The organism is Achromobacter anxifer, from assembly GCF_903652925.1.
Taxonomy (GTDB): domain Bacteria; phylum Pseudomonadota; class Gammaproteobacteria; order Burkholderiales; family Burkholderiaceae_B; genus Achromobacter; species Achromobacter anxifer.
This window is the reverse complement of sequence record NZ_CAHLAR010000006.1, coordinates 322,463-346,147: the sequence shown is the minus strand read 5'-3', so window position 1 is coordinate 346,147 and position 23,685 is coordinate 322,463. Positions and strand designations below refer to the sequence as shown.

27 protein-coding genes are annotated in these 23,685 nt (G+C 66.1%); 4 read left to right on the top strand and 23 right to left on the bottom strand.

Annotation, left to right across the window (positions count from 1 at the left end):
- Positions 1 to 144: 144 nt before the first annotated feature.
- Positions 145 to 1,041 carry a phytanoyl-CoA dioxygenase family protein gene (locus HWY37_RS21005; RefSeq protein ID WP_175205348.1) on the bottom strand — a complete coding sequence of 299 codons (897 nt, stop codon included), beginning with the start codon at positions 1,039 to 1,041 and terminating at the stop codon, positions 145 to 147.
- 160 nt (positions 1,042 to 1,201) lie between these two features.
- On the opposite strand from HWY37_RS21005, the gene HWY37_RS21000 reads away from it, so the two are divergent.
- A complete protein-coding gene (locus HWY37_RS21000; protein ID WP_175205349.1) occupies positions 1,202 to 1,498 on the top strand; it encodes an acylphosphatase in 297 nt (98 codons plus the stop codon).
- A gap of 79 nt (positions 1,499 to 1,577) precedes the next feature.
- Here the strand turns inward: HWY37_RS21000 and HWY37_RS20995 are convergent, their stop codons facing one another.
- The 6 genes from HWY37_RS20995 to HWY37_RS20970 form a co-directional block, all read right to left on the bottom strand.
- Complete coding sequence (locus tag HWY37_RS20995; protein ID WP_176089754.1) at positions 1,578 to 2,483, bottom strand: EamA family transporter; 906 nt, start codon at positions 2,481 to 2,483, stop codon at positions 1,578 to 1,580.
- Between the two features lie 41 nt (positions 2,484 to 2,524).
- A complete protein-coding gene (locus tag HWY37_RS20990) occupies positions 2,525 to 3,580 on the bottom strand; it encodes a threonine aldolase family protein (protein WP_176089753.1) in 1,056 nt (351 codons plus the stop codon).
- 5 nt (positions 3,581 to 3,585) lie between these two features.
- A complete protein-coding gene (locus HWY37_RS20985) occupies positions 3,586 to 4,320 on the bottom strand; it encodes an amino acid ABC transporter ATP-binding protein (RefSeq protein WP_175205483.1) in 735 nt (244 codons plus the stop codon).
- 59 nt (positions 4,321 to 4,379) lie between these two features.
- Positions 4,380 to 5,069 (bottom strand): amino acid ABC transporter permease, encoded by a 690-nt coding sequence (locus HWY37_RS20980; RefSeq protein ID WP_054455759.1) that lies wholly within the window; start codon positions 5,067 to 5,069, stop codon positions 4,380 to 4,382.
- Positions 5,070 to 5,078: 9 nt separating this feature from the next.
- Complete coding sequence (locus tag HWY37_RS20975; RefSeq protein WP_176089752.1) at positions 5,079 to 5,825, bottom strand: amino acid ABC transporter permease; 747 nt, start codon at positions 5,823 to 5,825, stop codon at positions 5,079 to 5,081.
- 91 nt (positions 5,826 to 5,916) lie between these two features.
- Positions 5,917 to 6,828, bottom strand: a complete 912-nt coding sequence (locus HWY37_RS20970) for an amino acid ABC transporter substrate-binding protein (protein WP_176089751.1) — start codon at positions 6,826 to 6,828, stop codon at positions 5,917 to 5,919.
- A 171-nt stretch (positions 6,829 to 6,999) separates the two neighbouring features.
- Between HWY37_RS20970 and HWY37_RS20965 the strand changes: the two genes are divergently transcribed.
- Positions 7,000 to 7,932: a LysR substrate-binding domain-containing protein gene (locus HWY37_RS20965; protein ID WP_175205354.1), complete on the top strand. Its 933-nt coding sequence runs from the start codon at positions 7,000 to 7,002 to the stop codon at positions 7,930 to 7,932.
- A 16-nt stretch (positions 7,933 to 7,948) separates the two neighbouring features.
- Here the strand turns inward: HWY37_RS20965 and HWY37_RS20960 are convergent, their stop codons facing one another.
- Entirely contained in the window at positions 7,949 to 8,623 is a 675-nt protein-coding gene (locus HWY37_RS20960) for a flavin reductase family protein (RefSeq protein ID WP_175205355.1), read from the bottom strand.
- Between the two features lie 18 nt (positions 8,624 to 8,641).
- Positions 8,642 to 9,124 (bottom strand): VOC family protein, encoded by a 483-nt coding sequence (locus HWY37_RS20955; RefSeq protein WP_176089750.1) that lies wholly within the window; start codon positions 9,122 to 9,124, stop codon positions 8,642 to 8,644.
- Between the two features lie 165 nt (positions 9,125 to 9,289).
- On the opposite strand from HWY37_RS20955, the gene HWY37_RS20950 reads away from it, so the two are divergent.
- Entirely contained in the window at positions 9,290 to 10,213 is a 924-nt protein-coding gene (locus HWY37_RS20950) for a LysR family transcriptional regulator (protein ID WP_175205357.1), read from the top strand.
- Between the two features lie 92 nt (positions 10,214 to 10,305).
- Here HWY37_RS20950 and HWY37_RS20945 read toward each other — a convergent pair whose 3' ends face one another.
- The 7 genes from HWY37_RS20945 to HWY37_RS20915 form a co-directional block, all read right to left on the bottom strand.
- Entirely contained in the window at positions 10,306 to 10,761 is a 456-nt protein-coding gene (locus HWY37_RS20945) for a DoxX family protein (protein WP_176089749.1), read from the bottom strand.
- A gap of 11 nt (positions 10,762 to 10,772) precedes the next feature.
- Positions 10,773 to 12,659 carry an amidohydrolase gene (locus HWY37_RS20940; RefSeq protein WP_217706405.1) on the bottom strand — a complete coding sequence of 629 codons (1,887 nt, stop codon included), beginning with the start codon at positions 12,657 to 12,659 and terminating at the stop codon, positions 10,773 to 10,775.
- A gap of 128 nt (positions 12,660 to 12,787) precedes the next feature.
- The gene (locus HWY37_RS20935; protein WP_175205360.1) at positions 12,788 to 13,048 is read right to left on the bottom strand and encodes a XapX domain-containing protein; all 261 of its coding nucleotides are present in this window, start codon (positions 13,046 to 13,048) and stop codon (positions 12,788 to 12,790) included.
- Positions 13,049 to 13,089: 41 nt separating this feature from the next.
- On the bottom strand, positions 13,090 to 13,794 hold the full coding sequence (locus HWY37_RS20930; RefSeq protein WP_176089747.1) for a pirin family protein: 705 nt from the start codon (positions 13,792 to 13,794) through the stop codon (positions 13,090 to 13,092).
- A gap of 36 nt (positions 13,795 to 13,830) precedes the next feature.
- Positions 13,831 to 14,148 carry a GNAT family N-acetyltransferase gene (locus HWY37_RS20925; RefSeq protein WP_176089746.1) on the bottom strand — a complete coding sequence of 106 codons (318 nt, stop codon included), beginning with the start codon at positions 14,146 to 14,148 and terminating at the stop codon, positions 13,831 to 13,833.
- A gap of 22 nt (positions 14,149 to 14,170) precedes the next feature.
- Positions 14,171 to 15,763 (bottom strand): MFS transporter, encoded by a 1,593-nt coding sequence (locus HWY37_RS20920; RefSeq protein ID WP_176089745.1) that lies wholly within the window; start codon positions 15,761 to 15,763, stop codon positions 14,171 to 14,173.
- A gap of 99 nt (positions 15,764 to 15,862) precedes the next feature.
- The gene (locus tag HWY37_RS20915; protein ID WP_175205364.1) at positions 15,863 to 16,549 is read right to left on the bottom strand and encodes a hydrolase; all 687 of its coding nucleotides are present in this window, start codon (positions 16,547 to 16,549) and stop codon (positions 15,863 to 15,865) included.
- A 319-nt stretch (positions 16,550 to 16,868) separates the two neighbouring features.
- Here HWY37_RS20915 and HWY37_RS20910 point away from each other — a divergent pair, with 319 nt between their 5' ends.
- Positions 16,869 to 17,792: a LysR family transcriptional regulator gene (locus HWY37_RS20910; protein ID WP_176089744.1), complete on the top strand. Its 924-nt coding sequence runs from the start codon at positions 16,869 to 16,871 to the stop codon at positions 17,790 to 17,792.
- A gap of 64 nt (positions 17,793 to 17,856) precedes the next feature.
- Here HWY37_RS20910 and HWY37_RS20905 read toward each other — a convergent pair whose 3' ends face one another.
- Genes HWY37_RS20905 through HWY37_RS20875 form a run of 7 tightly spaced genes read right to left on the bottom strand, consistent with a single transcriptional unit; the run spans position 17,857 to position 23,675 of the window.
- Positions 17,857 to 18,240, bottom strand: a complete 384-nt coding sequence (locus HWY37_RS20905; RefSeq protein ID WP_176089743.1) for a RidA family protein — start codon at positions 18,238 to 18,240, stop codon at positions 17,857 to 17,859.
- A 20-nt stretch (positions 18,241 to 18,260) separates the two neighbouring features.
- Entirely contained in the window at positions 18,261 to 19,487 is a 1,227-nt protein-coding gene (locus HWY37_RS20900; protein WP_176089742.1) for a pyridoxal phosphate-dependent aminotransferase, read from the bottom strand.
- A complete protein-coding gene (locus HWY37_RS20895) occupies positions 19,484 to 20,608 on the bottom strand; it encodes a threonine ammonia-lyase (RefSeq protein ID WP_246302356.1) in 1,125 nt (374 codons plus the stop codon). The genes HWY37_RS20900 and HWY37_RS20895 overlap by 4 nt, the downstream gene beginning before the upstream one ends.
- A gap of 26 nt (positions 20,609 to 20,634) precedes the next feature.
- On the bottom strand, positions 20,635 to 21,363 hold the full coding sequence (locus HWY37_RS20890; RefSeq protein ID WP_176089805.1) for an amino acid ABC transporter ATP-binding protein: 729 nt from the start codon (positions 21,361 to 21,363) through the stop codon (positions 20,635 to 20,637).
- 26 nt (positions 21,364 to 21,389) lie between these two features.
- Positions 21,390 to 22,052, bottom strand: coding sequence for an amino acid ABC transporter permease (locus HWY37_RS20885; RefSeq protein WP_176089741.1), 663 nt, complete (start codon positions 22,050 to 22,052; stop codon positions 21,390 to 21,392).
- Complete coding sequence (locus HWY37_RS20880) at positions 22,049 to 22,765, bottom strand: amino acid ABC transporter permease (protein WP_176089804.1); 717 nt, start codon at positions 22,763 to 22,765, stop codon at positions 22,049 to 22,051. Before HWY37_RS20880 ends, HWY37_RS20885 begins: the two co-directional genes overlap by 4 nt.
- A gap of 22 nt (positions 22,766 to 22,787) precedes the next feature.
- Positions 22,788 to 23,675, bottom strand: coding sequence for an amino acid ABC transporter substrate-binding protein (locus HWY37_RS20875; protein WP_217706404.1), 888 nt, complete (start codon positions 23,673 to 23,675; stop codon positions 22,788 to 22,790).
- Between the last annotated feature and the right edge of the window lie 10 nt (positions 23,676 to 23,685).

Here is a 23,685-nt window from a genome sequence, read left to right as displayed (position 1 = left end):
TTGCGCGGACCTCTCAGGCTCCGCAACGCCGCCCAGTATACGCGCCGAGGCCGGCAAGCGTCGCTTGCCGGCCTCGTTCGCCCCCCTCTCGCAGGGACTCTTGCGGCCCCTGCGCCCCTTATCCGCGCGCCGTATCTACGCCGCCTAGCGCGGCCAGACCTTGGACACCGCCCGGATCGTGGCCCAGGCCACCCAGCGCGGGCTGGTGAACCGCGCGGCGGGCAGCCGGCGCATCACGTCCACCGCCAGCCCGCCGCGCTTGTGCCACTGCTTCTTGCGGGTCTGGCTGTCGGTCCAGCGGCCTTCCAGCCATGGGAACTCGCGCCGGCCAGGCTTGTACACCGGCGGCGTGTTGTAGATCAGGATGTAGGCCAGGCGCGGCGCCGGCGAGATGTTCGGCCCGGTGAAGTGCAGGGTGCGGGCGTCATGCACCGTGATGCCGCCCGGATCCAGCGGTTCCGGCACGGCCTGGTCGCGCGGAAAGTCGCCGCAGCATTCCAGCGGATGCAAGGTCTTGTCGCCGCCCGGCGAGCGGTGCTCCAGCACTTCCCACTTGTTGGAACCCGGGATGAACTGCATGCAGCCGTTTTCGGTCGTGGCCGGCTGCAGCGCCAGCCAGATGCTGAGTTCGTTGTAGACGAAGTCCGGCGAACGGAAGGCCTCGTCCTGGTGCCACGGCGTCTCCGGCCCGTGCGGGCCGGGCTTGAGCAGGGCATGCTCGCCATACAGGGCCGCCTCCGGGCCCAGCAGCTGACGGGCCAGTTCCAGGGTGCGCTCGTGGTACTCGGTCTTCAAGAGGCCCGGGGCATAATGACGCGGATCGTGCAAACTGGGAAACTTGGCCGGCTTGGACGGGTCGTCGCGGCTCACAAAGTCATACTGCGCACCCTCGTTGTAGCCGGTCTTGTTCGCGAACAGGTCGAGCAGCGTCCTGCGGATATAGCCCACCTCGTCCTGCGGGCACATGTCCTTCAGGGCCAGGTATCCCTGTTCCCTGTAGCGCGCTGTCTCAGCTTCCGACAACAAACTGGTCTCTTCCATAATGGCTTCTCCAAGCTCTGGTAACGGGTGTTCCCGCTGGCACGTTTTGACATGAGCTCTAACGTATCGCCGCGGGCCCCCCGGGCCTATAGACCATCCGCTGTAGTCACTACCGCCTACGCATATCGCTCAGCGCAGCGCATCATCCGAGAGAATTTCCATGCAAGACCCTAAATCCGATACCCACATCGAGACCGTTCACGTCACGATCACCGGCGCCGTGCAGGGCGTCGGCTACCGCCACGCCACGGTCCGGCGCGCCCACCTGCTGGGCGCCAAGGGCTGGGTGCAGAATCTGCCCGACGGCACGGTCGAAGCCATGGTGCAAGGCACCGCCGACCAGGTCGATCACATGCTGGAATGGCTGCGGCAAGGCCCTCCCGGGGCCAGCGTGGAAGAGATCACCACGCGCCGCGAATACACCGATAAGCGTTACATCCGCTTCGAGCAGCTGTAGCGCGGCGCGCCTGCTCGCCGTTATGACTTAGTCCGGCCGGCCGATATCGGCCGCGGGTAGGGGGGAGAAGGCGGGCCGGTCAGCGCGTGCGCAGCCAGCGCCCGCCCAGCTGATTGAAGACCAGGCCGGACAGCACGCAGGCCACGCCCAGCCATTGCAGCGGTTCCAGGCTTTCGCCGAAAGCCATGGACGCCGCCCACAGCCCCACCACGGGGACCAGCAGCGAGAACGGCGCGATCTTGGCGGCCGGGTGGCGCGTCAGCAGCTGCGTCCACAGGGTATAGGCCACCAGGGTGGCCAGCACCGCCAGGTACAGCACCGACGACACTTCGCCCCAGCCCATGCCGGCCACCATGCCGACCACGGGCTCCCAGCCGTCGATCAGCACGGCCAGCAGCAGGAAGGGCAGCACCGGCGCGGCGCTGCTCCAGGCGATGAAGGCGAAGGGGTCGTAGCCGGGCGACTTGCGGCTGGCCAGCCGCACGATCATGTTGGACACGGCCCACATGAACGCGCCGCCCAGGGTCAGCGCGAAGCCCAGCATGGTCATCTGGCCCGGCCCCTCGCCGCGGGCGCCGGCGATGACCGCCAGCCCCAGCGCCGCCACGCACAGGCCGACCCAATGATGGCGCTGCGCGCGCTCATGCAGCACCGGCGCCGCCAGCAGCAGCGTGAAGAAGGCCTGGGTCTGGATGACCAGCGAAGCCATGCCGGCCGGCATGCCGAACTTCAACGCGGTGAACAGCAGCCCGAACTGGCCCAGGCCCTGGACCAGCCCATAGGCCGCGACCCAGCGCCACGGCAGGCGCGGCGGGCGCACGAACAGGATCAGGGGAAAGGCCGCCAGCGCGAAGCGCAGCGCGCCCAGCAGCATGGGGGACAAGCCCCGCATGCCGATCTTCATTGCGACGAAGTTGGTGCCCCAGATGACCACGACCGCCAGGGCGCAGAGATAGTCTTTTCGGGAAAGATGGGTCGTGGTCATGCGGCATTATCGCACTGCGCCCATCCGAAAAACGGAGCAGATCAGCGGCGGTTCAGCACCGTTTCGAAGGCCTGCACGGCCGCGTCGATATCCGCGTCGCCGATGTGGCGGTGGGTCACGCAGCGCAGCCGCGTGCGGCCCCAGGGGCGCACCAGCAGGCCCGCCGCCTGCAGCGCCGCAACCCATTCCGTATTGCTCATGCCGGTGCCCGCCGTCTCCACCTGCACGATATTGGTCTGCGGCTCGGTGGCCGACAGCGCCGGCCCCAGCCGGTTGACGCCCGCGCTCAGGCGGCGCGCGCGGGCGTGATCCTCGCCCAGCCGCCCGCCCATGGCCTGGACGCCTTCCAGGCCGGCCGCCGCCATGATGCCCGACTGGCGCTGCGTGCCGCCCAGCATGCGGCGCAGCACGCGCGCACGCGCCATCACGGGCTGGCTGCCGGCCAGCACCGCGCCCACCGGCGCGCTCAAGCCCTTGGACAAGCACAGCGACACCGTGTCGGCATGGCGTGTGATCTCGTCCGCCGCCACGCCCAGCGCCACGGCCGCGTTGTAGAGGCGCGCGCCGTCCAGATGCACGGGCACGCCAGCCGCCCGCGCCATGCCATGGACAGCCTGCATGTGATCCAGCGGCAGCACCGCGCCGGCCGCGTTGTTGTGCGAGGTCTCCATCGTCACCAGCGCCGTCTTCAGCCTGTGGCCGCCGGCCAGCAAGGCGTCCTCCAGGCGGTTCAGGTCCATGGCGCCATCAGTGCCGGGCACGCCCAGGTAGAACGAACCGGTGAACGTGGCCGCGCCGCGCTCGGAGGTGTACATATGGGCCGCCGATTCCAACACCACCTGCTCGTTGCGCTGGGTCTGCGCCAGCACCGCCAGCAGATTGGCCATGGTGCAGCTGGGCACGAACAGCCCGGCCTCCTTGCCCAGCTGGCCCGCCACATAAGCCTCCAGCTCGCGCACGGTGGGATCGCCGTCCAGGCCGTCGTCGCCGATCGGCGCGCTGCGCATGCGCTCGTACATGGCCTCGGTGGGATGGGTGACCGTGTCGCTGCGCAGGTCGACGGGTGCGCGGGTGGCGGCGGATTGCCTTGGGTTCATGGCTGTCAGTGCTGCAAAATTTTGGAAAGAAACTGGCGCGTGCGCGGCGCACGCTCCTCCACATCGCCGAAGAACTGCTCCTTCTCGCAGTCCTCCACGATCTTGCCGCCGTCCATGAAGATCACACGGTCGGCGACGCGGCGCGCGAATCCCATTTCATGGGTCACCACCATCATCGTCATGCCTTCTCCGGCCAGGTCGGTCATCACGTCCAGCACCTCGTTGACCATTTCCGGATCCAGCGCCGAGGTCGGCTCGTCGAACAGCATCACCACCGGGTCCATCGACAGCGCGCGCGCGATCGCCACGCGCTGCTGCTGGCCGCCGGACAACTCGCCGGGATGCTTGTCCTTGTGCGCCGACAGGCCCACGCGCTCCAGCAGCGCCAGCGCGCGCTGGCGGGCTTCGTCCTTGCCCCGCTTGAGCACCTTGACCTGGCCCAGGCACAGGTTCTCGGTCACGGACAGGTGCGGGAACAGCTCGAAGTGCTGGAACACCATGCCGGCCACCGCGCGCAGCTTGGGCAGATTGGTGCGCGGATCGCCCACCGAGGTGCCGTTGACCACGATCTCGCCCTTCTGGAAGGGCTCCAGCGCATTGACGGTCTTGATCAGCGTGGACTTGCCGGAGCCCGACGGTCCGCAGACCACCACAACCTCGCCACGGCCCACCGTGGTCGAGCAATCGTCCAGCACCTGGAAGTCGCCGTACCACTTGCTGACCTGCTTGATCTCGATCATTGGGGGCTTGGAAGAAGTTTGCATCGTTGAACCTGTGGATAACTTGTAGGGCCGCGCGGCTAGCGCAATACCCGGGTGCGCTTTTCCAGCAGCTTGACCAGGCGGGACGCCGTGAAGCAGATCACGAAATACACCACCGCCACGAACAGATAGAGCTCCACCAGACGGCCGTCGCGCTGGCCGATCTTGGCCGCCGCGCCGAGGAAATCGGTCAGCGACAGCACATACACCAGCGAGGTGTCCTGGAACAGGATGATGATGCGCGTCAGCAGCGCCGGCAGCATGTTGCGGAACGCCTGCGGCAGCACCACGTAGCGCATGCCCTGCCAGTGGTTCAGGCCCAGCGCCATGCTGGCCGACACCTGGCCGCGCGCGATCGACTGGATGCCCGCGCGCATGATTTCGCAGAAGTACGCGGCCTCGAACAGCGTGAACGTGATCACCGCCGAATTGAACGCCCCCACGCGCAGCGGCGTAGGCGACCCCACCACCCACGCCGCGATATAGGGCATCAGGAAGTAGAACCAGAAGATCACCAGCAACAGCGGGATCGAGCGCATCACGTTCACGTAGATGCCCGCCGGCACCGACAGGATCTTGAAGCGCGACAGCCGCATCATGGCCAGCAGCGTGCCCAGCGCCAGGCCCATCACGCCCGCCAGCGCGGTCAGCGTGAGCGTGAAGGTCATGCCCGTCTTGAACAGATAGGGCAGCGCCGCCCAGATCACGTCGAAATCGAATTTGCCCATGGCGTCGTCCTAGGGCCTTTTCGCCGAACCGATCAGTCCGGGAACCGCGACATGGCGTTCGAGCAAGCGCATGCCCAGCACCACCACGCCATTGATGATCAGGTAGATCACCGTGGCGGCGGAGAACGCCTCGAAGATATGGAAACTGAACTCCGCCATCGAACGCGCCTGGCCGGTCAGCTCCAGGAGCCCGATGGTCAGCGCCACCGACGAATACTTGATGGTGCCCATGAACTCGGAGGTCAGGGGCGGCAGCACGATGCGGAAAGCTTCAGGCAGGATGATGTAGCGATATACCTGGAACTCGGTCAGGCCCAGCGCGGTGCCCGCCTGGTACTGGCCGCGCGGCAGCGACTGTATGCCTGCGCGCAGCTGCTCGGCCACGCGCGCCGACCCATAGAAGCCCAGGCACAGCACCGCGGGCACGAACTGGCCCCAGGGCTGCGGCATCTGCTTCATCGCCAGGCCCCAGGCATGCGGCAGCAGCTCGGGCAGCACGAAGTACCACAAGAACATCTGCACCAGCAGCGGGATGTTGCGGAACACTTCCACATAGGTCGCGCCCAGCGCGTTCATCAGCCGCGACCGGGCCGTGCGCATCACGCCCAGCCATGACCCCAGCAACAGCGCGAACACCCATGCGGTAAGGGCCAGCGCCAGGGTCCAGCCCACGCCGATGAAGATCGTTTCCAGGAAGGTATGCACGCCGTCCGGCGACATGTCCAGGAAGACGCTCCAACTCCAGTTGTAATTCATGCCCGTCCCTTGATGGCGTTGCCGGCCGCGCTGGCGGCCGGCGTCCTTGCACGGAGCCCGCGGGACGCTCAAGGTCCCGCGGACAGCCTGCTTACTCGTACGCCTTGGGATCGCCCGAATCGGTCGGATTGGCCAGCGCGCGCTTCAACGCATCGCTCATCGGGTACTTCAGGTTGATCTGCTTGGGCGGGATCGGCGAATTGAAGTACTTCTCGTAGATCGCGGCCACCTTGCCCGTCTTGATCAGGTCGCGCACGGCATCGTCCACCACCTTCTTGAAGGCCGGGTCGTCCTTGGGTTCCATGATGCCGTAAGGCGCCATTTCCAGGCCCTTGGTGCCGATCACGAAGGCGTCGGGATTCTTCGACGAAGCCACCGCGCCATAGGCGATGCCGTCATCGTTGGCCGAACCCGCGGCGCGGCCCGACTCCACCATCAGAATCGTTTCGGCCGTGTCCTTGGTGGGCGCCATGGTGATGCCCAGGTTGCCCTTGGCGTTCAATTGCGAGATCAGGCGGAAGGTCTGGCCGCCAGCCTGCGCGGCGATGGACTTGCCACGGAAGGATTCCAGGTTGTTGGGATCCACGCCGCCGTCCTTGCGCGCGACCAGCACCACCTGCGCCACGAAGGTCGTGGGCGCGAACGACACCAGCTTGTGGCGGTCGAGGTTGTTGGTGGTGTTGCCGCACTCCAGGTCGATGGTGCCGTTGGCCAGCAGCGGAATGCGCGTGGCCGACGTCGTCGGGTTGTAGCGCACCTCCAGCTTGGGCAGCTTCAGGGCGGCCTTCACGTACTGGGCGACTTCCTGGCAGATCTCCACGGTGTAGCCGATCGGCTTCTGGTTGCCGTCGAGATAGGCGAACGGAACCGAGGTCTCCGGGTGGCCCAGCGTGATCACGCCGGTTTCCTTGATCTTGTCCAGGCGGCTGGGGCCTTCGGCCTGGGCGGATGCGGCGCTGCCGAGCAGGGCCGCGGCGACGGAGATCGCAGCAAGTGCTTTCATCTGATTCCCTTGGCGCCGTTCTTGCGGCGCATGCTTATGTTCACGATCAACGGTGCCGGTCTGGCCGGCAACCGCCGCGTCCCGCGATGAGCCCCGCGGCTGGCAAAAAGTATCAACTAGCGGTATGGTTTTATCCAGTTCCAATCAAGTATTCCTCTATACGGATTTGACATGGCCATTCCACGGATGGGCCTGAGGCACATCGAGGCGTTCCGCGCCGTCATGATGACCGGCTCGATGACCGCCGCAGCACGCCGCGTGCACACCTCGCAGCCGCACGTTAGCCGCTTAATTGCGCAATTGGAAGCCATTACCCAGTTCGCCTTGTTCGATCGCAACGGCAGCCGCCTGACGCCGACGCAGGACGGTTCGCGCTTCTTCCAGGAAGTGGAAAAAACCTTCATCGGCCTGGCCGGCCTGGAATCGGCCGCGGCCAGCATCCGCTCGTTCAGCGCCAGCCGCCTGAGCGTGGCCGCCATGCCGCGGCTGGCGGGCGGCCTGCTGGCGCGCATCGTCGCCGCCTTCAAGACCGAATACCCGGATGTGATGGTGTCCATCCATTCCGGCAACGCCAGCACGGTGCACCAGTGGATCAGCTCGGGGTTCTGCGACACCGGCCTGGCGATGCTGTCCGGCGACGCCCCCGGCATCCAGGTCGAACCGGTGCTGACCATGAGCTGCGTGGCGGTGGTGCCCAAGGGCCATCGCCTGGCCAGGCTGAAGAAGCTCAAGCCCGCCGACTTCGCCGGCGAGCCGTTCGTCGCCTTCACCAGCGGCACGGCGCTGCGCGAAAAGATCGACACGATATTCAAGACAGCCAAGGTCGAACGCCAGACCGTGGCCGAAGCCGGCCTGGGCTCGTCCATCTGCGCCCTGGTCGGCGCAGGATTGGGCGTGGCGCTCATCAACCCGCTGGCCGCGCGCGAGGAATACGCCGCGCACAACGTCGAGATCCGCCCCTTCAGCCCCGCCGTGCCGGTGACGGTGGCGCTGCTTTATCCGCCGTACCACACGCGCACGCGGCTGGTCAGCGTGTTTTCACGCTATGCGCACCAGCTGATGCAGGAAGAGATGGGGGATCTGAAGGCGCGGGCGGGGCGGTGACTTCGCGCCTGTTCCATCAGCGCGCTGCGGCGCCTTGCTCCAGATACCGCTCGGCCTCGCCGGACAGCTTCATTGCCTCCCACTGCGCCAGCGTCAGCTGAGGCATCTGAAAGGCCGCCTGCGGCCGGCAATACCAGCCTGGGTTATGCAGGCGCGCCAGCAGGTCCATCGCGGGGCCATCCAGATACAGATGCTCCCGGTCCGCCACCACGTCGTCGCGCACATGCATGGCCGCCACCTGCGCCACGATCAGGCTGCGGCGGTCGATGCGCATCAGTTCATGCACGCGGCACTCGAATGCCACGGGTGACTGCGCCACCCAGGGCACCTCGATGCGCCGCGACGGCGCCAGCTCCAGGCCGGCCTCCAGGGACTCGTCCACGCCCGCCGGAAAATCCACCGCCGTCACGTTCATCCGGCCGGCCTGCGGGGCGGACACCAGGCTTACGGTGAACTCGCCGCGTTCGGCGATATTGCGCGCGGTGTCCTTGGGCGCGTCGCCACGCACGCCGATGCCGACGCAGATCAACGCCGGATCGCCGGACATCAGGTTGAAGAACGAGAACGGCGCCACGTTCGTCGTCCCGGCGGCGTCGCGCGACACGATCCAGGCGATGGGCCGCGGCACGATCGCCGCGGTCAGCAGCTTGTAGCGGGCCGGGCCTGCCAGGTCGTTCAGATCGATGAACATGACTTGTCCCCAGGCCCCTCAGCCCCGGCCCTGCGTGGGCGCGGCGCCTTGCGCGGCCTTCGTATCGGCGAACACGCGGTCGCTGCGCTTGCAGCGGCAGCGGCCGATCTGGTGCAGCTCAATCAGGTTGCCCACAGGATCGCGCAGGAACAGCTGCATGAGATCGGGCGCGGCCACGTTTTCCAGCTTCCAATAATCCACTGCAAGACGCTGCAGTTCGGTCTCGGCCGCCGCGATATCGCGCACGGCCAGCGCCACGTGGTTTTCCACAGGGTCGCAGCCCGGGCCTTGGGAATAGGGTGACGGGCCGTCGCTGCCCAGCAGGTGGATCTGGCAGTCGTTGCCCATGTCCAGGAAGTACCCGGCGATGCCCGGAATCTCCCAGCGGCCACGGTCCGTATCCAGTCCCAGCACGTCTCCGTAGAACGCGCCCATGGCCGCGACCTTGTCCAGCGGCATGCGCACGGCGTGATGATGCAGTTCCAGAACTTCCAGCGCCATTTGTCTCTCCTCGGTTCTCATACGGCCTGCGCCCACGCGCAGCCACGGCTCGAATGTTGTTCCCGGACGGGGCGCCGGGGAATGCCGTAACGCGCAATCCAGAAGTGCGCCAGACGCAACCCTGTAACGCCTGCCCGACGCGCCCGCCGCGCTATGCTTGGCCAGATGAAACCGCTAGACCTGAATCTGCTATTGACCCTGGACGTGTTGATCCAGGAAGGCAGCGTCGTCGGCGCGGCCCGCCGGCTGAACCTGAGCACTCCCGCCATGAGCCGCAGCCTGGCGCGCATCCGGGAAGCCGTCGGCGACCCTGTTCTGGTGCGCTCCGGCCGCGGCCTGGCGCCCACGCCCCGGGCGCTGGCCCTGCACGCGCAGGTGCGTCACGTGATCGAACAGGCGCAGGCCGTCTTCACCGCCTTCGGCGAAGACGTCAACCTTGCGACCCTGACCCGCGTCTTCACCCTGCGCGCCAACGACGTTTTCGCGGGCGGCTACGGCGGCCGGCTGCGCGAGCACCTGCGCCGCTACGCGCCCCGCGCCGTGCTGCGCTTCGTCTCCGAAGGCAATCACGACGCCGACGCGCTCAGCGGCGATGCCGACCTCTACATAGGCTCATCCCAGAAGTTCGGCGCCGACATCAAGGTGCAGACCCTGTTCACCACCGCGTTCTGCGGACTGGCGCGCAAGGAGCACCCGATCTTCAAGGCGCCCATCACCCCGCAGCGCTTCTGCGCCTACGACCACGTCAGCGTCTCGCGCCGGGGACGCGCGCGCGGTCCGCTGGACGACACCCTGGAAGAACTCGGGCTGGCGCGCCACGTCACGCTGATCACGCCCACCTTCCATGCCGCGATCTTTGCGCTGGCCGATTCCGACCTGGTGCTGCCGTCCATGCCGCAGAACCTGATGCCTGGCGTCGAACGCCTGGGCCTGAAACTGAGCGCGTTCGAAGTGCCGGTGCCCATGCGCCCGGTCACCGTGGTGCAGGCCTGGCCGCCGCGGCTGGACAGCGACCCCGCGCACCGCTGGCTGCGGCAGACCATCAAGCAGGTCTGCGGAGCGCCGCCGGACGCGGCGGCGGCGCCGTAGTTGCGCCCATAGTTGCCGCTACAGTCGCCGCTACAGTCGCCGCTACAGTTGCCACCGTCATTGCCATGACGCTTGCCGGCAGCGGACCCCGTTCAGCCTGCCGCGCGCCGGGGCTTCGCTTCCTGCAGGTCCAGCCACGCCACCAGCAGGAATCCGCCCGCCAGGCCCAGATGCTCGTAGAACGAGTTCGCCGCCATGAACCGTTCCTGCCCCATCGGCATCTCCCAGTAGCGCAGCGCGATGCCGGTCGCCAGCAGCGTGAAGGCGGCCAGCGCCAGCGCGCCCAGCCATCGCAGCCGGCCCGTCAAGATCATCAGGGACGCCACCAGTTCCAGCGCGATCACCAGCACGGCGAACACGGGCTCAGGCGCCAAGCCGAAGTGCGCCATCTCCTGCTGCGCGCCGGCAAAGTCGGTGAGCTTCACCAACCCGCCCTGGATGTAGGCCGCGCACAGGCCCAGGTAGGCCAGGAAGCGGACCGCGGCAGCGCCGAACAGCGGGCGGGCCACGTCGGCCAGCCGCCGTTCCCATTGCATGGGTGTGCTCATGGCGGGTCTCCTCAGACGGCCCAGCAGGAGCAGCCCAGCGCGCCGAAGAAGCCCTGCAGGTCCGAGCTAGGCGCGTTCGACGCCCAGGCGCGGGCATGGTCATGCCCATGCAGACCGCAAGAGCTGGCGCAAGCGCAGGCCGCCATGTTGCGGTAGCCCAGCGAGTTGCGGCCGGCGCCGTCCGGATCGCCCCAGGCCGCATAGCCGCCGAACAACCGGGTGGGCGACCAGTCGGGCATCGCGGGCGGCAACGGGTTGTCGTCCAGCGGCCCGAATTCGCCCGCGCCGTAGACCACGCGGCCGCCGACCACGGTCAGGTCCGAGGTGAGGAACGAGATGTCGTCCTCCGCGCAGCTGAAGTAATCCTTGTCCGGCACGATGAAGTCGGCCAGCTGGCCGGGTTCGATACGGCCTCGCTTGCCTTCCTCGTTGGAGAACCAGGCCACGTTCTCGGTCCACATGCGCAGCGCGGTCTCGCGGTCCAGGCAGTTGCGCGCCGGATAGAGGCGGGTGCCGCCCACGGTCTTGCCGGTGACCATCCAGGACAGGGACACCCAGGGGTTGTAGGAAGCGACGCGGGTCGCGTCGGTGCCGGCCGACACCTTCACGCCACGTTGCAGGATCTTGGCCACGGGCGGGGTGGCTTCGGCGGCCTTGGCGCCGTAGCGTTCGATGAAGTATTCGCCCTGGTAGGCCATGCGGTGTTGCACGGCGATGCCGCCGCCCAGCGCGGCGATGCGGTCGATGGACTTGTCGGAAATGGTTTCGGCGTGGTCGAAGAACCAGTTCAGCCCGGTCAGCGGCGTGTCGCGATGCACTTTCTCGAACACGTCCAGCGCGCGCGAAATGGTCTCGTCATAGGTGGCGTGCAAGCGCCACGGCCACTTGTTCTGCACCAGCACACGCACCACTTCCTCCAGCTCGCCTTCCATCTCCGGCGGCATGTCCGGACGCTCGACGCGGAAGTCCTCGAAGTCGGCGGCCGAGAACACCAGCATTTCGCCGGCGCCGTTGTGGCGGAAGTAATCCGTGCCCTGCTTGTACTTCACGCTGGAGGTCCAGTTGAGGAAGTCTTCCTTTTCCTGCTTGGGCTTCTGCGTGAAGAGGTTGTAGGCCAGCCGCACCGTCATCTGGTTGTCGTCCGCCAGCTTCTGGATGACGGCATAGTCGTCCGGATAGTTCTGGAAGCCGCCGCCCGCGTCGATCACGCCTGTCACGCCCAGCCGGTTCAGCTCGCGCATGAAGTGGCGAGTGGAATTGACTTGATAGTCGAATGGCAGCTTGGGACCCTTGGCCAGCGTGGCGTACAGGATGGTCGCGTTGGGCTTGGCCAGCAGCAGCCCGGTCGGGTTGCCTTGCGCGTCGCGCATGATCTCGCCGCCCGGAGGGTTGGGCGTGGTCTTGGTATAGCCCACCGCGCGCAGGGCCGCGCCGTTGAGCAGCGCGCGGTCGTACAGGTGCAGGAGGAACACCGGCGTGTCTGGCGCGATGGCGTTGATCTCCTCGATCGTGGGCAGGCGCTTCTCGGCGAACTGGTGCTCGGTGAAGCCGCCCACCACGCGCACCCATTGCGGCGCGGGCGTGATGGCGACCTGGCGCTTCAGCATGGCCATGGCGTCCGCCAGCGTACGCACGCCGTCCCAGCGCAGCTCCATGTTGTAGTTCAGGCCGCCGCGCACCACGTGGGTGTGGTTGTCGTACAGGCCCGGCAAGGCCGCGCGGCGCTTCAGGTCGACGACCCGGGTGCCGGCGCCGGCCAGCGGCATGACTTCGGCATCGGTGCCGACGGCCACGAACCTGCCGTCCTTGATCGCGACCGCGCTGGCCTGCGGCCTGGCGCGATCCAGCGTGGTGATGCGGCCATTATGGAAGATGACATCCGGTGTTGCATTGGACATGGCGGAAACTCCTGATGAACTGGCGATGGCGTGGCGCCCCAACATGCCGTTGAGGGCCAGGGCGGAAGCTACACCGATGAGGTCGCGGCGTGTAGGCATACGAGATCTCCTTGGGTGCAGGGACGGGTTCAGCTTTGTTCTTTGTCCTGGGCCTGGCGGCCAGGCAATTGTCCGAACACGTGGGCTACGGCTTTTTCCTTGTCGCAGGCGGCGACGAAGGCGGTGCCCTTGAGCAGTTGCTTGCCCACGGGAATGACCTGCTCGCCAACCAATATGCCCAGCAAGCCGATGAGCGCCACCAGGGGCGGAGCGGGTGAACGGACCTGCAGCAGGCTGTAGACCACGCCGACCAGCAGCCCGGCGCCCAGGGATAGCAGATAGATCTTCATGTGCGTCCTCGTTGTGTCGATGGATAGGGTATGGATGCCGCTCACGCGTGCGTATCGGCCAGGAGGACTTCGGCGTCGTCCAAGGCCATGAGGCACACGTCGGTTTCGTCGTGGATGGCGGCGCCGTCACCAAGGCCGATCTCCACGCCGTTGACTTGCAGTCTTCCCTTGGCCGCCACCAGATAGCCGCGGCGCGCGCCGTCCGCGAAGCGATAGGTGGCGGCTTCGCCGGCCTTGAGCGCGACGGCCAGCACCCGCGCGTCGCTGCGGATGGGCAGGGCGTCCTCGTCGCCGTCGATGCCGCTGGCCAGGGCGATGAAGCGTCCCTTGCAGGCTTCCTGGGTGAAGGACTTCCTGCCCCAGCTCGGCGGCGCGCCGCGGCGGTCTGGATCGATCCAGATCTGGAAGACGTGCGCGGGGCCGCCCTCCAGGTTGAACTCGGCATGCGTCACGCCGCTGCCGGCGCTCATGACCTGCACCTCGCCCGCGCTCGTGCGCCCCCGGTTTCCGAGATCGTCTTCGTGGGTCAATGCGCCTTTGCGGACACAGGTAATGATCTCCACGTCCCGGTGCAGCAGGGGCGGAAAGCCCGAGCCCGGCGCGATCGTTTCGTCATTCCAGGCGCGCAGCGCGCCCCAGCCCATGCGTGCGCGATCCTGGTAACTCGCGAACGAAAAATGGTGCTTCACGTCGAGCCAGCCGCGGCGGGCATGGCCCAGGCTTGCAAGAGGACGGCGCTCGATCATGGGAAGCCTCAGGGGGATGGAATCAGGCCTGCTTGTTCACAGGTCAAGCAAATCGCGGCCTTCCGCGGCCAGCAGGTCATGCGTTTCTGGATGCTTGCGCATATAGGCTTCAAACACCGGGCAGCGCGGCACCACCTTCAAGCCGCGCTCGCGCGCGCTGGCCAGCCCCGCCAGCACCAGCTGCTTCGCCACGCCCTGGCCCTGGAGTTCCTCGGGCACCAGGGTATGGGTGAAGGTAATGACGTCGCCTTCCAGGGTGTAGGCCGCAATCGCCCGATGGCCTTGCGATGCGTATTCGAAGCGGTGCTTGGCCGGGTTGTCGCTGATCGCGGCGGCAGGGTTGTTGGCGTTCATGGTTCGCTCCCGATGCAAATGGTCAGTGTTTCAATGCCAGGAAATGGTGCACTTCGGGCTTGTCAGGGCCGATGTGAAAGCGCAGCGCGTCGGCCTGCAGATCGGCATCGGCATGCGACACCCGATGATGCTGGCGCAAATGCTCGGCCCAGGATTCCACGAAGAACCACTCGACCACGCGTTGAGGATCGCTGGTGTGCTCGACAACGCCCCAGGCATAGGCACCGTCGCGCAGGCGTTCCTGGGACAGGCGCTGCATTGCTTCGAGGAAAGCAGGGCGGTCTTCCTGGCGGATGCGGTACTCGACCTGCACCAGCACCGGGCCGCGGTCGTTGGCGACCGGCTCTGCCAACAATGGCTCGGGCCAGTGGTTCGACGCCTGCAGGTCCGCCTCGCCGACCGGCAGGCGCACGCGATGGAACAACAAGGCCACCACGACCAGACCCGCGGCGCTCACTACCAGCGCATAGGGCACGCCGATTTCCCGCGCGACCAGGCCCCAGCCCAGGCTGCCCGCCGCCATCGCGCCGTTGAAGACCATCAGGTACACCGCCAGCCCGCGGCCGCGCACCCAGTTGGGCAGGATGGCCTGGGCCACGCCGTTGAACGTGGTGAGCGCTGTGATCCAGCCCATGCCCAGCACCACCAGCATCAGCACGGCCAGCCATTTGGGCGGCGCGAACACCAGCACGGCCATGACCGCCGCGCTGGCCAGGGAAGCCAGCAGCACCAACCCGTCCGTACTCAGATGCGCGCTGAGCTTGGGCATGACCAGGGCGCCGATGATCGCGCCCGCGCCTACCGCGCCCAGCAGCACGCCGTAGAAGCCGGCCGTGCCTCCCAGCATCTGCCGCGCCACCAGGGGCAGCAAGGCCCAGACCGCGCTGGCGAACAGGAAGAAGACGGCGGCGCGCAGCAGCACGCGGTGCAGCTCCTTGCTGGCCCGCGTGTAGCGCAGGCCCGCGCGGAACGCGCCGAAGAAGTTTTCCGACAACGTGCTGTCGGTGGCTGCGGGACGCTTCCACCAGAGCAGGGCGGCGATCACGAACACGTAGCTCAGCACGTCCATCCCGTAGGTGACCGCCGCGCCGAAGCTGGCCAGGATCAGGCCGCCGGCGGCGGGTCCGATGGCGCGCGCGATGTTGATACCCAGCGAGTTCAGCGCGACCGCGCCCTTGAGCTCCTCGCGCGGCACCAGCTCGGGCACGATGGATTGCCAGGTCGGCCCCATCAGCGCCGCGCCGATGCCGCCCACGAAGGTAAGCGCGATCAGGTAGTCGACCGTCAGCGCGCCAAAATGCGACAACAACAGCAGCGTGCCGCTGACGCAGGCCAGCAGCACCTGCACGAAGATCAGGAAGCGGCGGCGGTCGAGGATGTCGGACAGCACGCCCGCCGGAATGGCAAGCAGGAAGATGGGCAGGGTCGCGGCCGTCTGGATCAGCGCCACCGCGGTGGGACTGGCCGACAGGTCCGTCACCAGCCAGGAGCTGGCCACGTCGCGCATGAAGCTGCCGACATTGCCCAGCACCGTCGCGGCCCACAGCACGGCGAATACGGACTGGCGCAAGGGCGCGAAGGGGCCGCCCGCAGCGTTGGTCTTGGTGTCTGGCATGGAACTCTCCTGGATCGCGTCAGGCCGTTGCGGAACGCAGGACCCTGCCCGCCGTGTTCAAGTGACGGCCGGACCGCCCAGGCGGCCCGGCCTTGCGGTTTACTTGGCGGGGTTGGGGCCGATGCGCTCGCCGTGCTGGACGCGCTCCGCCAGCTTGTGGACGTGGGTCACGGCGTAGTCGATGCCCATGCCATAGGCGCCCGAGTGTTCCTTGACGATGGCGGTGACGGCGTCATAAGTTTCCTTGCGGGCCCAGTCGCGTTGCCATTCCAGCAGCACCTGCTGCCAGGTCACCGGCACGACGCCGGCCTGCACCATGCGGTCCATGGCGTACTTGTGCGCGTCGACAGAAGTGCCGCCCGAAGCGTCTGCCACCATGTAGATCTCGTACTCGCCTTCCAGCATGGCGCACAGCGCGAAGGTGGTGTTGCAGACCTCGGTCCACAAGCCGGCGACGATGACCTTCTTGCGGCCATTGGCGGCCAGCGCGTCGCGCACGTTCTGGTCGTCCCAGGAGTTCATGGAGGTGCGCTCCAGGATCTTGTGGTCGGGGAAGACGGCCAGCAATTCGGGATAGGTGTTGCCGGAGAAGCTGTCGGTTTCGACGGTGGTGATGGTGGTCGGGATGTTGAAGGTGCGCGCGGCCTTGGCCAGGCCCACCACGTTGTTCTTCAGGGTCTGACGGTCGATGGACTGGACCCCGAACGCCATCTGCGGCTGCTGGTCGATGAAGATGAGCTGGCTGTTCTGCGGGGTCAGGACTTCGAGGTATTTGTTGGCGGACATGGCTGATCTCACTTTTAGGAAAACGGTCGGGAAGGGCGGCAGGAAAGTATTCGAAACCACTGGCAAACCATGCTGGTCTGCACCGCTGCGACGGCGCCGGGAGTGCCGCTGGAAGCGGGTCTTGCGTCTCGTCTGTCGGTGTATGCATAGTAGGGAGAGACCATGTTCCTGAGAACCCGCAGCACGGAATTCCATCCTTTCCATTTCTTGCATGATGACGGCCGCGTGACACCCTCTTGCTGCAATGCGTTCAACACCAATCTTGTCCGTGCCATAGGCAGCAGCTATCATCGGCGCGGGCATTTCCCGAGAGCATGAGATGAGCAAGTTGCCGGATTTGGAAGGTTGGGCGGTCTTCGCCAAGGTCGCCGAGACAGGATCGTTCGCCAAGGCGGCGGCCGAATTCTCCCTGTCGCAAGCCACGGTTTCCAAGGCCATCAGCCGTCTGGAAGCCAGGATGAAGACGACCTTGTTTCATCGCACTTCCCGCAGCATGACCCTGACCGAATCCGGTTACGCGGCGCTGGAACGCGCGGCCCGCATCCTGGAGGAAGGCGAGGCGGTCGAATCCGAGGTCACGGAAAAGTCGAACAGCCTGCGCGGCAAGATCAGGTTGTCCGCGCCCATGTCCTTTGGCGTCACTCATCTGGCGCCGATGCTGCCTCCGTTCATGCAGGCCAATCCCGACGTGGCCCTGGAAATCGAATTCAGCGACAAGCAGGCCGACCTGGTGTCCGAACGCTTCGATCTGGCGCTGCGGATCTCCAACCTGGTGGACTCCACGCTATTGGCGCGGCGCCTGTGCTCGGTGCGCATCCTGCTGGTGGGCGCGCCCAGCTATTTCAAGCGCGCTGGCCGCCCCAAGCATCCCAAGGATCTGGTGCAGCACACCGCGCTGCAATACATGTACGCGCGCAACGGCTCGAACTGGCGCTTCCGCCACGAGAAGCATGGCGAGTTTTCCCAGGCCCTGCCGGTACACCTGAACGTGAACAACGCCGAAGCCCTGACGCCGGCGCTGCAGGCAGGCATGGGCCTGGCCTTGCAGCCGGAGTTCCTGGCGTGGAAGGACCTGCAATCGGGCGCGCTGGAGACCGTGATGGACGACTGGCAGGTGGATCCGATCGCCCTGCATATCGTCACGCCGCCAGGACGCCGCCGCCCGGCCCGGGTGCAGGCCTTCATCGAGTATCTGGCGGAACGCCTGACGGCCGAGCCCTGGGCCAACGACGTGCAGGTGTAGGGGCCAGGGACATACGCCGCAGCGGCGGCGCCAGGCTGAACTGGCGCGCGCCATCGTTGAACGGCTAGTCCGGCCCTCGAACGAGTATCGCATCAACCTCGATGTCGAACGCGCTGAAACCTGACTGGATCAAGGTCCTGGCGGGCGGCGGCGTGCCGACGTAGCTCGCGTAGATCGCGTCGAATTCCTGCGCATGGCCCAGGTCCCGCAAGAACACGCCCACCTTGACTGCGTCTCGCAGGCTGGCCCCCGCCGCATTCGCGGCTGCCTCCAGATTGTCTAGCGCCATTCTTGCCTGCACGGCAAAGGTCTTGTCCCCATGCCTGACGCTGTCGCGATCGCGCGGGGTCTGGCCCGAAAGAAACAGGAAGTGGCCGGCTTGCATGGCCACGCTATAGGTGCCGGCCGGCGGCGGCGTCAATTCGCCGGAGTAGGCTTTACGGATCATGTTTTAAGCGACGATAGGAGTTAGGCCAGGCGATGCGCTTCGATGGCGGCCGCGATACGCTTGGTGGCCTCGACCGCAGCCTCGTGGTTCTGCGAGAAATTGAGGCGGATGCAGTCGCCGGCGTGCGGGCTGAATTCAGTCCCTGGCGTGACCGTGACCTTGTCGCGCGACCGCAGCGTCCGGATAAAGGCCTGCAAAGGCGTGCGCAACTTGGGCAATCGCGGAAACAGGTAGCTGCCCGCTTGCGGGGTGCGTACCGCCACGCCCTCGATGCCGCGAAACAGCGACAGCAGGTCGTCGCGGATCCCCTGGTGCTTTTCGATGCGGTCGGCCAGCCATCCCGCGGGTTCGGAGAACCAGGTCTGCAACACGGCCTGGCAGTACCCGGGCGCGCGCAGCGATACGATGGCCTGGAGTTTTTCCATGCGCTGGATGATGCGCGCATTGCCGAATGCCACGCCCAGCCGATAGCCGCTCAACGATTCCGTTTTTGACGGTCCCATGATGGTCACGACATTGTCTCCTGCCTCGCGCACGCCGCGAAAATGGACGTAGGGCTGCCCCGCATACAGGAGGCGGGAGTAGAGCTGATCGACGATGACGGTTGCGCCGAACCTCGCGGCCAGCGCCGCGATCTGCCCGATCTCGCTACCGGAATACACGGCGCCGGTGGGGTTGTTGGGATTTGAGAACAGAAAGACCTTTGCGCCCGCCTTGAATGCCGATTCAAGCTGCTGCAGGTCCAGGCCTGCGTCTGCCGTGCCGTTCAAGTAATCCAGTTGCACGGGGATCATCTCCGCCCCCATGAATTCGACCAGCTTGCGGTTGGCGAAGTAGTCGGGCTGCACGATCGCGACCTTGTCGCCGGCCGTCACGGTGCTGGCGACAGCGAGAAACAACGCGCTCTGGGTGCCGGGCGTGATGATGAGTTCTTCGGTTCCCGACACGGGATTCCCCGAAAACGCCGTCAGGTCGAGAGCAAGCTTCTCGCGGATGGCCGCCTGGCCGCGGTACTCGGTATAAGCCTGGGATCCGCCGCGATGAACGCCCTGGACGAAGGCTTCCAACGCCCCCGGAGTAGGTTCGAACGCGTCGGCATTGACGTCACCGTGCGAGAAGTCGACAGCGATGCCCGGTTGGCTTTCATCTTCATGCGGCTGGCGCTCGCCCTCAAGACTTTCACGCACCTCCTGGCCTGGCGCGTTATCAATGCCCAGCTTCAGGAACTTCTCTTCAATCGCATTCATGGCGTCCTCGTCGTGTTAAGAAAATTGGGGGCATGCGATGACTCGGTGACGGCATCCCGCTCTGACTCGGCCGTTCCATCGCTCTCCTGAAGCAACCGCGCCAGCAAGGGCATGTCGATATTGCCCCCGGACAGCACGATCAACGCGTCTTTGCCGCCCAATTGCAACCGTCCGGCCAGCACCGCCGCCAGCGCCACGGCGCCGCCCGGTTCGACCACCATGCCCAGCTCCGTCAGCGCGAAGCGGATGGCATGGGCAATTTCCTCGTCCGTCACGGCCAGCGCTTCATCGAGAAAATGTCGATTGATTTCAAACGGCAACTGCGCGGGCGTCACTGCCTGCAAGGCATCGGCCAGCGTGCGGGCCGTTGGCGCGTTGACCTCGCGGGTTCCGCTGGCCAACGAGCGCACGGTATCGTCGAACCCGCAGGGCTCCACGGCGACCAGCCGCAGGTGCGGCAGGAGGGCGTTCAACGCCAGACCGCAGCCAGCCACCAGACCGCCGCCGCCGCAAGGCGCGGCAAACGTGCCCAGGTTCGCCCTGGCCGCAGGCGTAAGCGCATCCAGCGCTTCCAGCGCCACCGTTCCCTGCGCGGCCAACACATCGGGGTGATCGCCCGGAGGAATCAACGTGCCGCCCGACTCCTGCAACAAGCGCATGCCGATGGTTTCCCGGCTTTCGAGCCGCCGGTCGTAATGAACCACGCGCGCCCCGTGGTTCAGCGCCCGCGCGACCTTGTTGCGGGGTGCGTCGGCCGGCATGACGATCGTTGCGAGAACGCCGAGACATCGCGCTGCCCAGGCAATGGCCTGTCCATGGTTTCCGGTGGAGTAGGCGATGACGCCCCGCTGCCTCTCGGCCGCGCTCAGGCCCAGCAAGGCGTTGAATGCGCCGCGCGCCTTGAACGATCCGGTCACCTGTTGATTCTCGGACTTGATCCAGACTGGCGCGCCGGCGATGGCATCGAGAACGGCCGATCGCATGAGCGGCGTCAAGACCACGTGAGGCCTGATGCGCTCCAGCGCCGCCCGGACGTCGTCGAAAACGGGCACGCGCATCTTGCCCAGCGATTCGTGTGCGATGAACGCGTCGGGGCTGGTCTTGGGGTTGTTGCGTGTCATAGGGGTGCTTTTCTTGTTCGATATCTTCAATGGGAGACGAGCCGCGAAAGGAACTCTTGCGCGCGCGCCGAGCGGGGCGATGCAAAGAAAATGTCCGTCGGCGTGTTCTCCACGACTTTGCCCGCATCCATGAAGATGACGTTGTCGGCGGCGCGGCGGGCAAAACCCATCTCGTGCGTGACCACGGCCATCGTCATGCCGTCCTGCGCCAGCTCCAGCATCACGGACAGCACCTCGCCTATCATTTCGGGATCCAGGGCCGAGGTAGGTTCATCGAACAACATGACGATGGGGTCCATGGCCAGCGCCCGCGCAATCGCGATGCGCTGCTGCTGGCCGCCGGAAAGCTGGGCCGGATACGCGTCGATCTTCCCGGGCAGTCCGACGCGGGCCAGCAGTTCGCAGGCCTTGTCATGCGCAGCCTCGCGGGTCCGGCCCAGCACCTTCACGGGAGCCAGACAGAGGTTGTCGAGCACGGACAGGTGCGGATAGAGCTCGAAATGCTGAAACACCATGCCGACGCGACTGCGCAGATCGTTCAGATTGGCGGCCGCGGCGCCCACGTCCACGCCGTCGACCCGCACGCTGCCGCGCTGGAACGACTCCAGGCCGTTGAAGCACTTGATCAAAGTGCTCTTGCCGGAGCCCGAGGGTCCGCAGATCACGGCCACTTCGCCGCGGCGTATCGCCAGGTCGCAGCCATTGAGCACGGGGGTCGAGCCATAGGACTTGTACAGTCCGGATACGTCGATCATGGGCGCAGCTTCTTTGTTTTCTGTTGTCATGTGGCGCTCCTGCGCTTGGCGGCCAGGTGCGCCGCCAGTGATAAGGATGCGCAGAGCACGAAGTAGACGAGCGCTGCGAACAGGTACATCTCGATCAAGCGGTTATCCCGGTTGGCCACGATGCTGGTGGACGTCATGAAGTCTCGCAACGAAATGACGTAGACCAGCGAGGTGTCCTGGAACAGCACGATCGCTTGCGTGATGAGCACGGGCATCATGTTGCGCAGGGCCTGCGGCAGCACCACGAAGCGCAGCGCCTGCACACGGCTCAAGCCCGACGCTGCCGCGGCCTGCCATTGCCCCACGCGCACGCTCTGCAGGCCGGCCCGGATGATCTCCGAGTAGTAGGCGGCCTCGAACAGCGTGAAGGCGATCAATGCCGAAGGTAGCGCCCCCACGGGCCTGCCGACGATCAGCGGCACCAGGAAATAGAACCAGAAGATGACGAGGATCAAAGGCACGGCCCGAAACCCGTTCACATACGCGGCGGCGGCTCCCGCGACAAGCACATGCCTGGAGAGACGCGCAAGCGCCAGAAGCAGGCCCAGCGCCAGGCCTCCGGCCATCGCCACCAGGGTCAGCAGCAGGCTCAGCCCCAGGCCCTCCAGCAGGAACGGCCACGCCTTCACGATGACCGAGACGTCCAATACGCCGTTCATGTCCGTCCTCCTTGGGTGCCGGGAATCAGCAGCCGCTTCTCCAGGCTGCGCATGCCCGCCGTCACACATAGCGCGATCGAGAGATACACCAAGGTGGCGGCGGTGAACGCTTCAAAGCCGCTGAAGGTATAGCTCTCGATCTGGCGGCTCTGCGCCGTCATCTCGAACACGCCTATGGTCAGCGCCAATGCGGAGTTCTTGAAGACCGTAAGAAACTCCGAGGTCAGCGGCGGCAGGACCAGCCGCAGGGCCTGGGGCAGCAGCACGAAGCGATAGGCCTGCGGCAGCGTCATGCCGCTGGCATAGGCCGCGAGCCGCTGTCCGCGTGGCAATGCGGCGATGCCGGAGCGGACCTGGACCGCGACGCGGGCGGCGGTGAACAGGCCCAGCGCGGCAATCGCCGTCCAGATTTCCGGCATCGGCAGATCGCGCTTGAGCCATCGGCCGGCCTCGCTCGGCAGCAGTTCCGGCACCACGAAGAACCAGATGAACAACTGCACCAGGAGCGGCACGTTCCTGAATACCGAAACGTAGGCCGTCAACAACCACCGTATGCGGCCGGGCAGCGAGCCCAGCACGCCCAACACTAGGCCGATCACGATGGCGATGGCCCAGGCCGCGAACGAAATCAACAGCGTCGCCCGCAACCCGGAAAGCAGCCAGCCGGCGTAAGGTTCCTCGAAAAGAACGTTCCAATTCCATGCGTAGTTCATCATGAGCCCCGAGCGGGTCGCGTCATTCCGGAAGTGCGGCCAATTTGAATGCCGCTGCGAGATCCTTTGAGAGCGGAACGCCCATGGGCGCGAACCACTTGTCATAGGAAGCGTTGAGTTCCCCGGAGCGCACGCTGCGCGCGATGGTGGCGTTCACCAAGCTGAGGAACACGGTGCTGTTCTTCTGTAGCATCAGGCCGTAGGGATCGAACGACAGGGACCGGCCAACCACCTCGAAGTCGACAGGCGTCGGAGCGCTCTTGCGCAGTCCGTAGAGCAGGATGTCGTCCGTCGAGAAGGCGTCGGCCCGGCCCGTCGACAGTGCCAGAAAGCCCTCGGAGTTGTCCCTCACCGGAACGATGCGGACCTGCAGCTTCTTCGCTTCGATCAATGCCTTGATCAGCCGTTCTGGCGTGGTGTTGATGGGCAGCGCTACGGCCTTTCCGTTCAGGTCCTCGACCTCCTTGATATCGGAACCCTTGCGCACCAGCAGCCGGGTGGTCGAGATGAAGTGCGGGGCGCTGAAGTCGACCTGCGCCTGGCGGCCCAGGGAGTTGACCGTCGACCCGCATTCCAGGTCGACGGTGCCGTTGGCGACCAGCGCGATCCGGTTTTGCGGATTCACGGCGATGTAGTCGACCTTCAAGGCCGGCATCTGCAGCCGCAGGCGGACGGCGTCCACCACCTTCATGCACAGGTCGATTGCGTAACCCACAGGCTTCCTGCCGTCGTCCAGATAGGAAAAGGGAATCGACGATTCGCGGTAACCCAGAGTGATGGTTCCCTTGGCCTTGATGCGGTCCAGGATGGGATCGGCACTCTGCGCCAGCGCCGCAGCGCTACCTGCGAGCAGCACTGCGCCAAGAACGCCGCGCAGCGTGCGGGGCATGGAATGGACGGTAGGAATCATGGGGGCACTC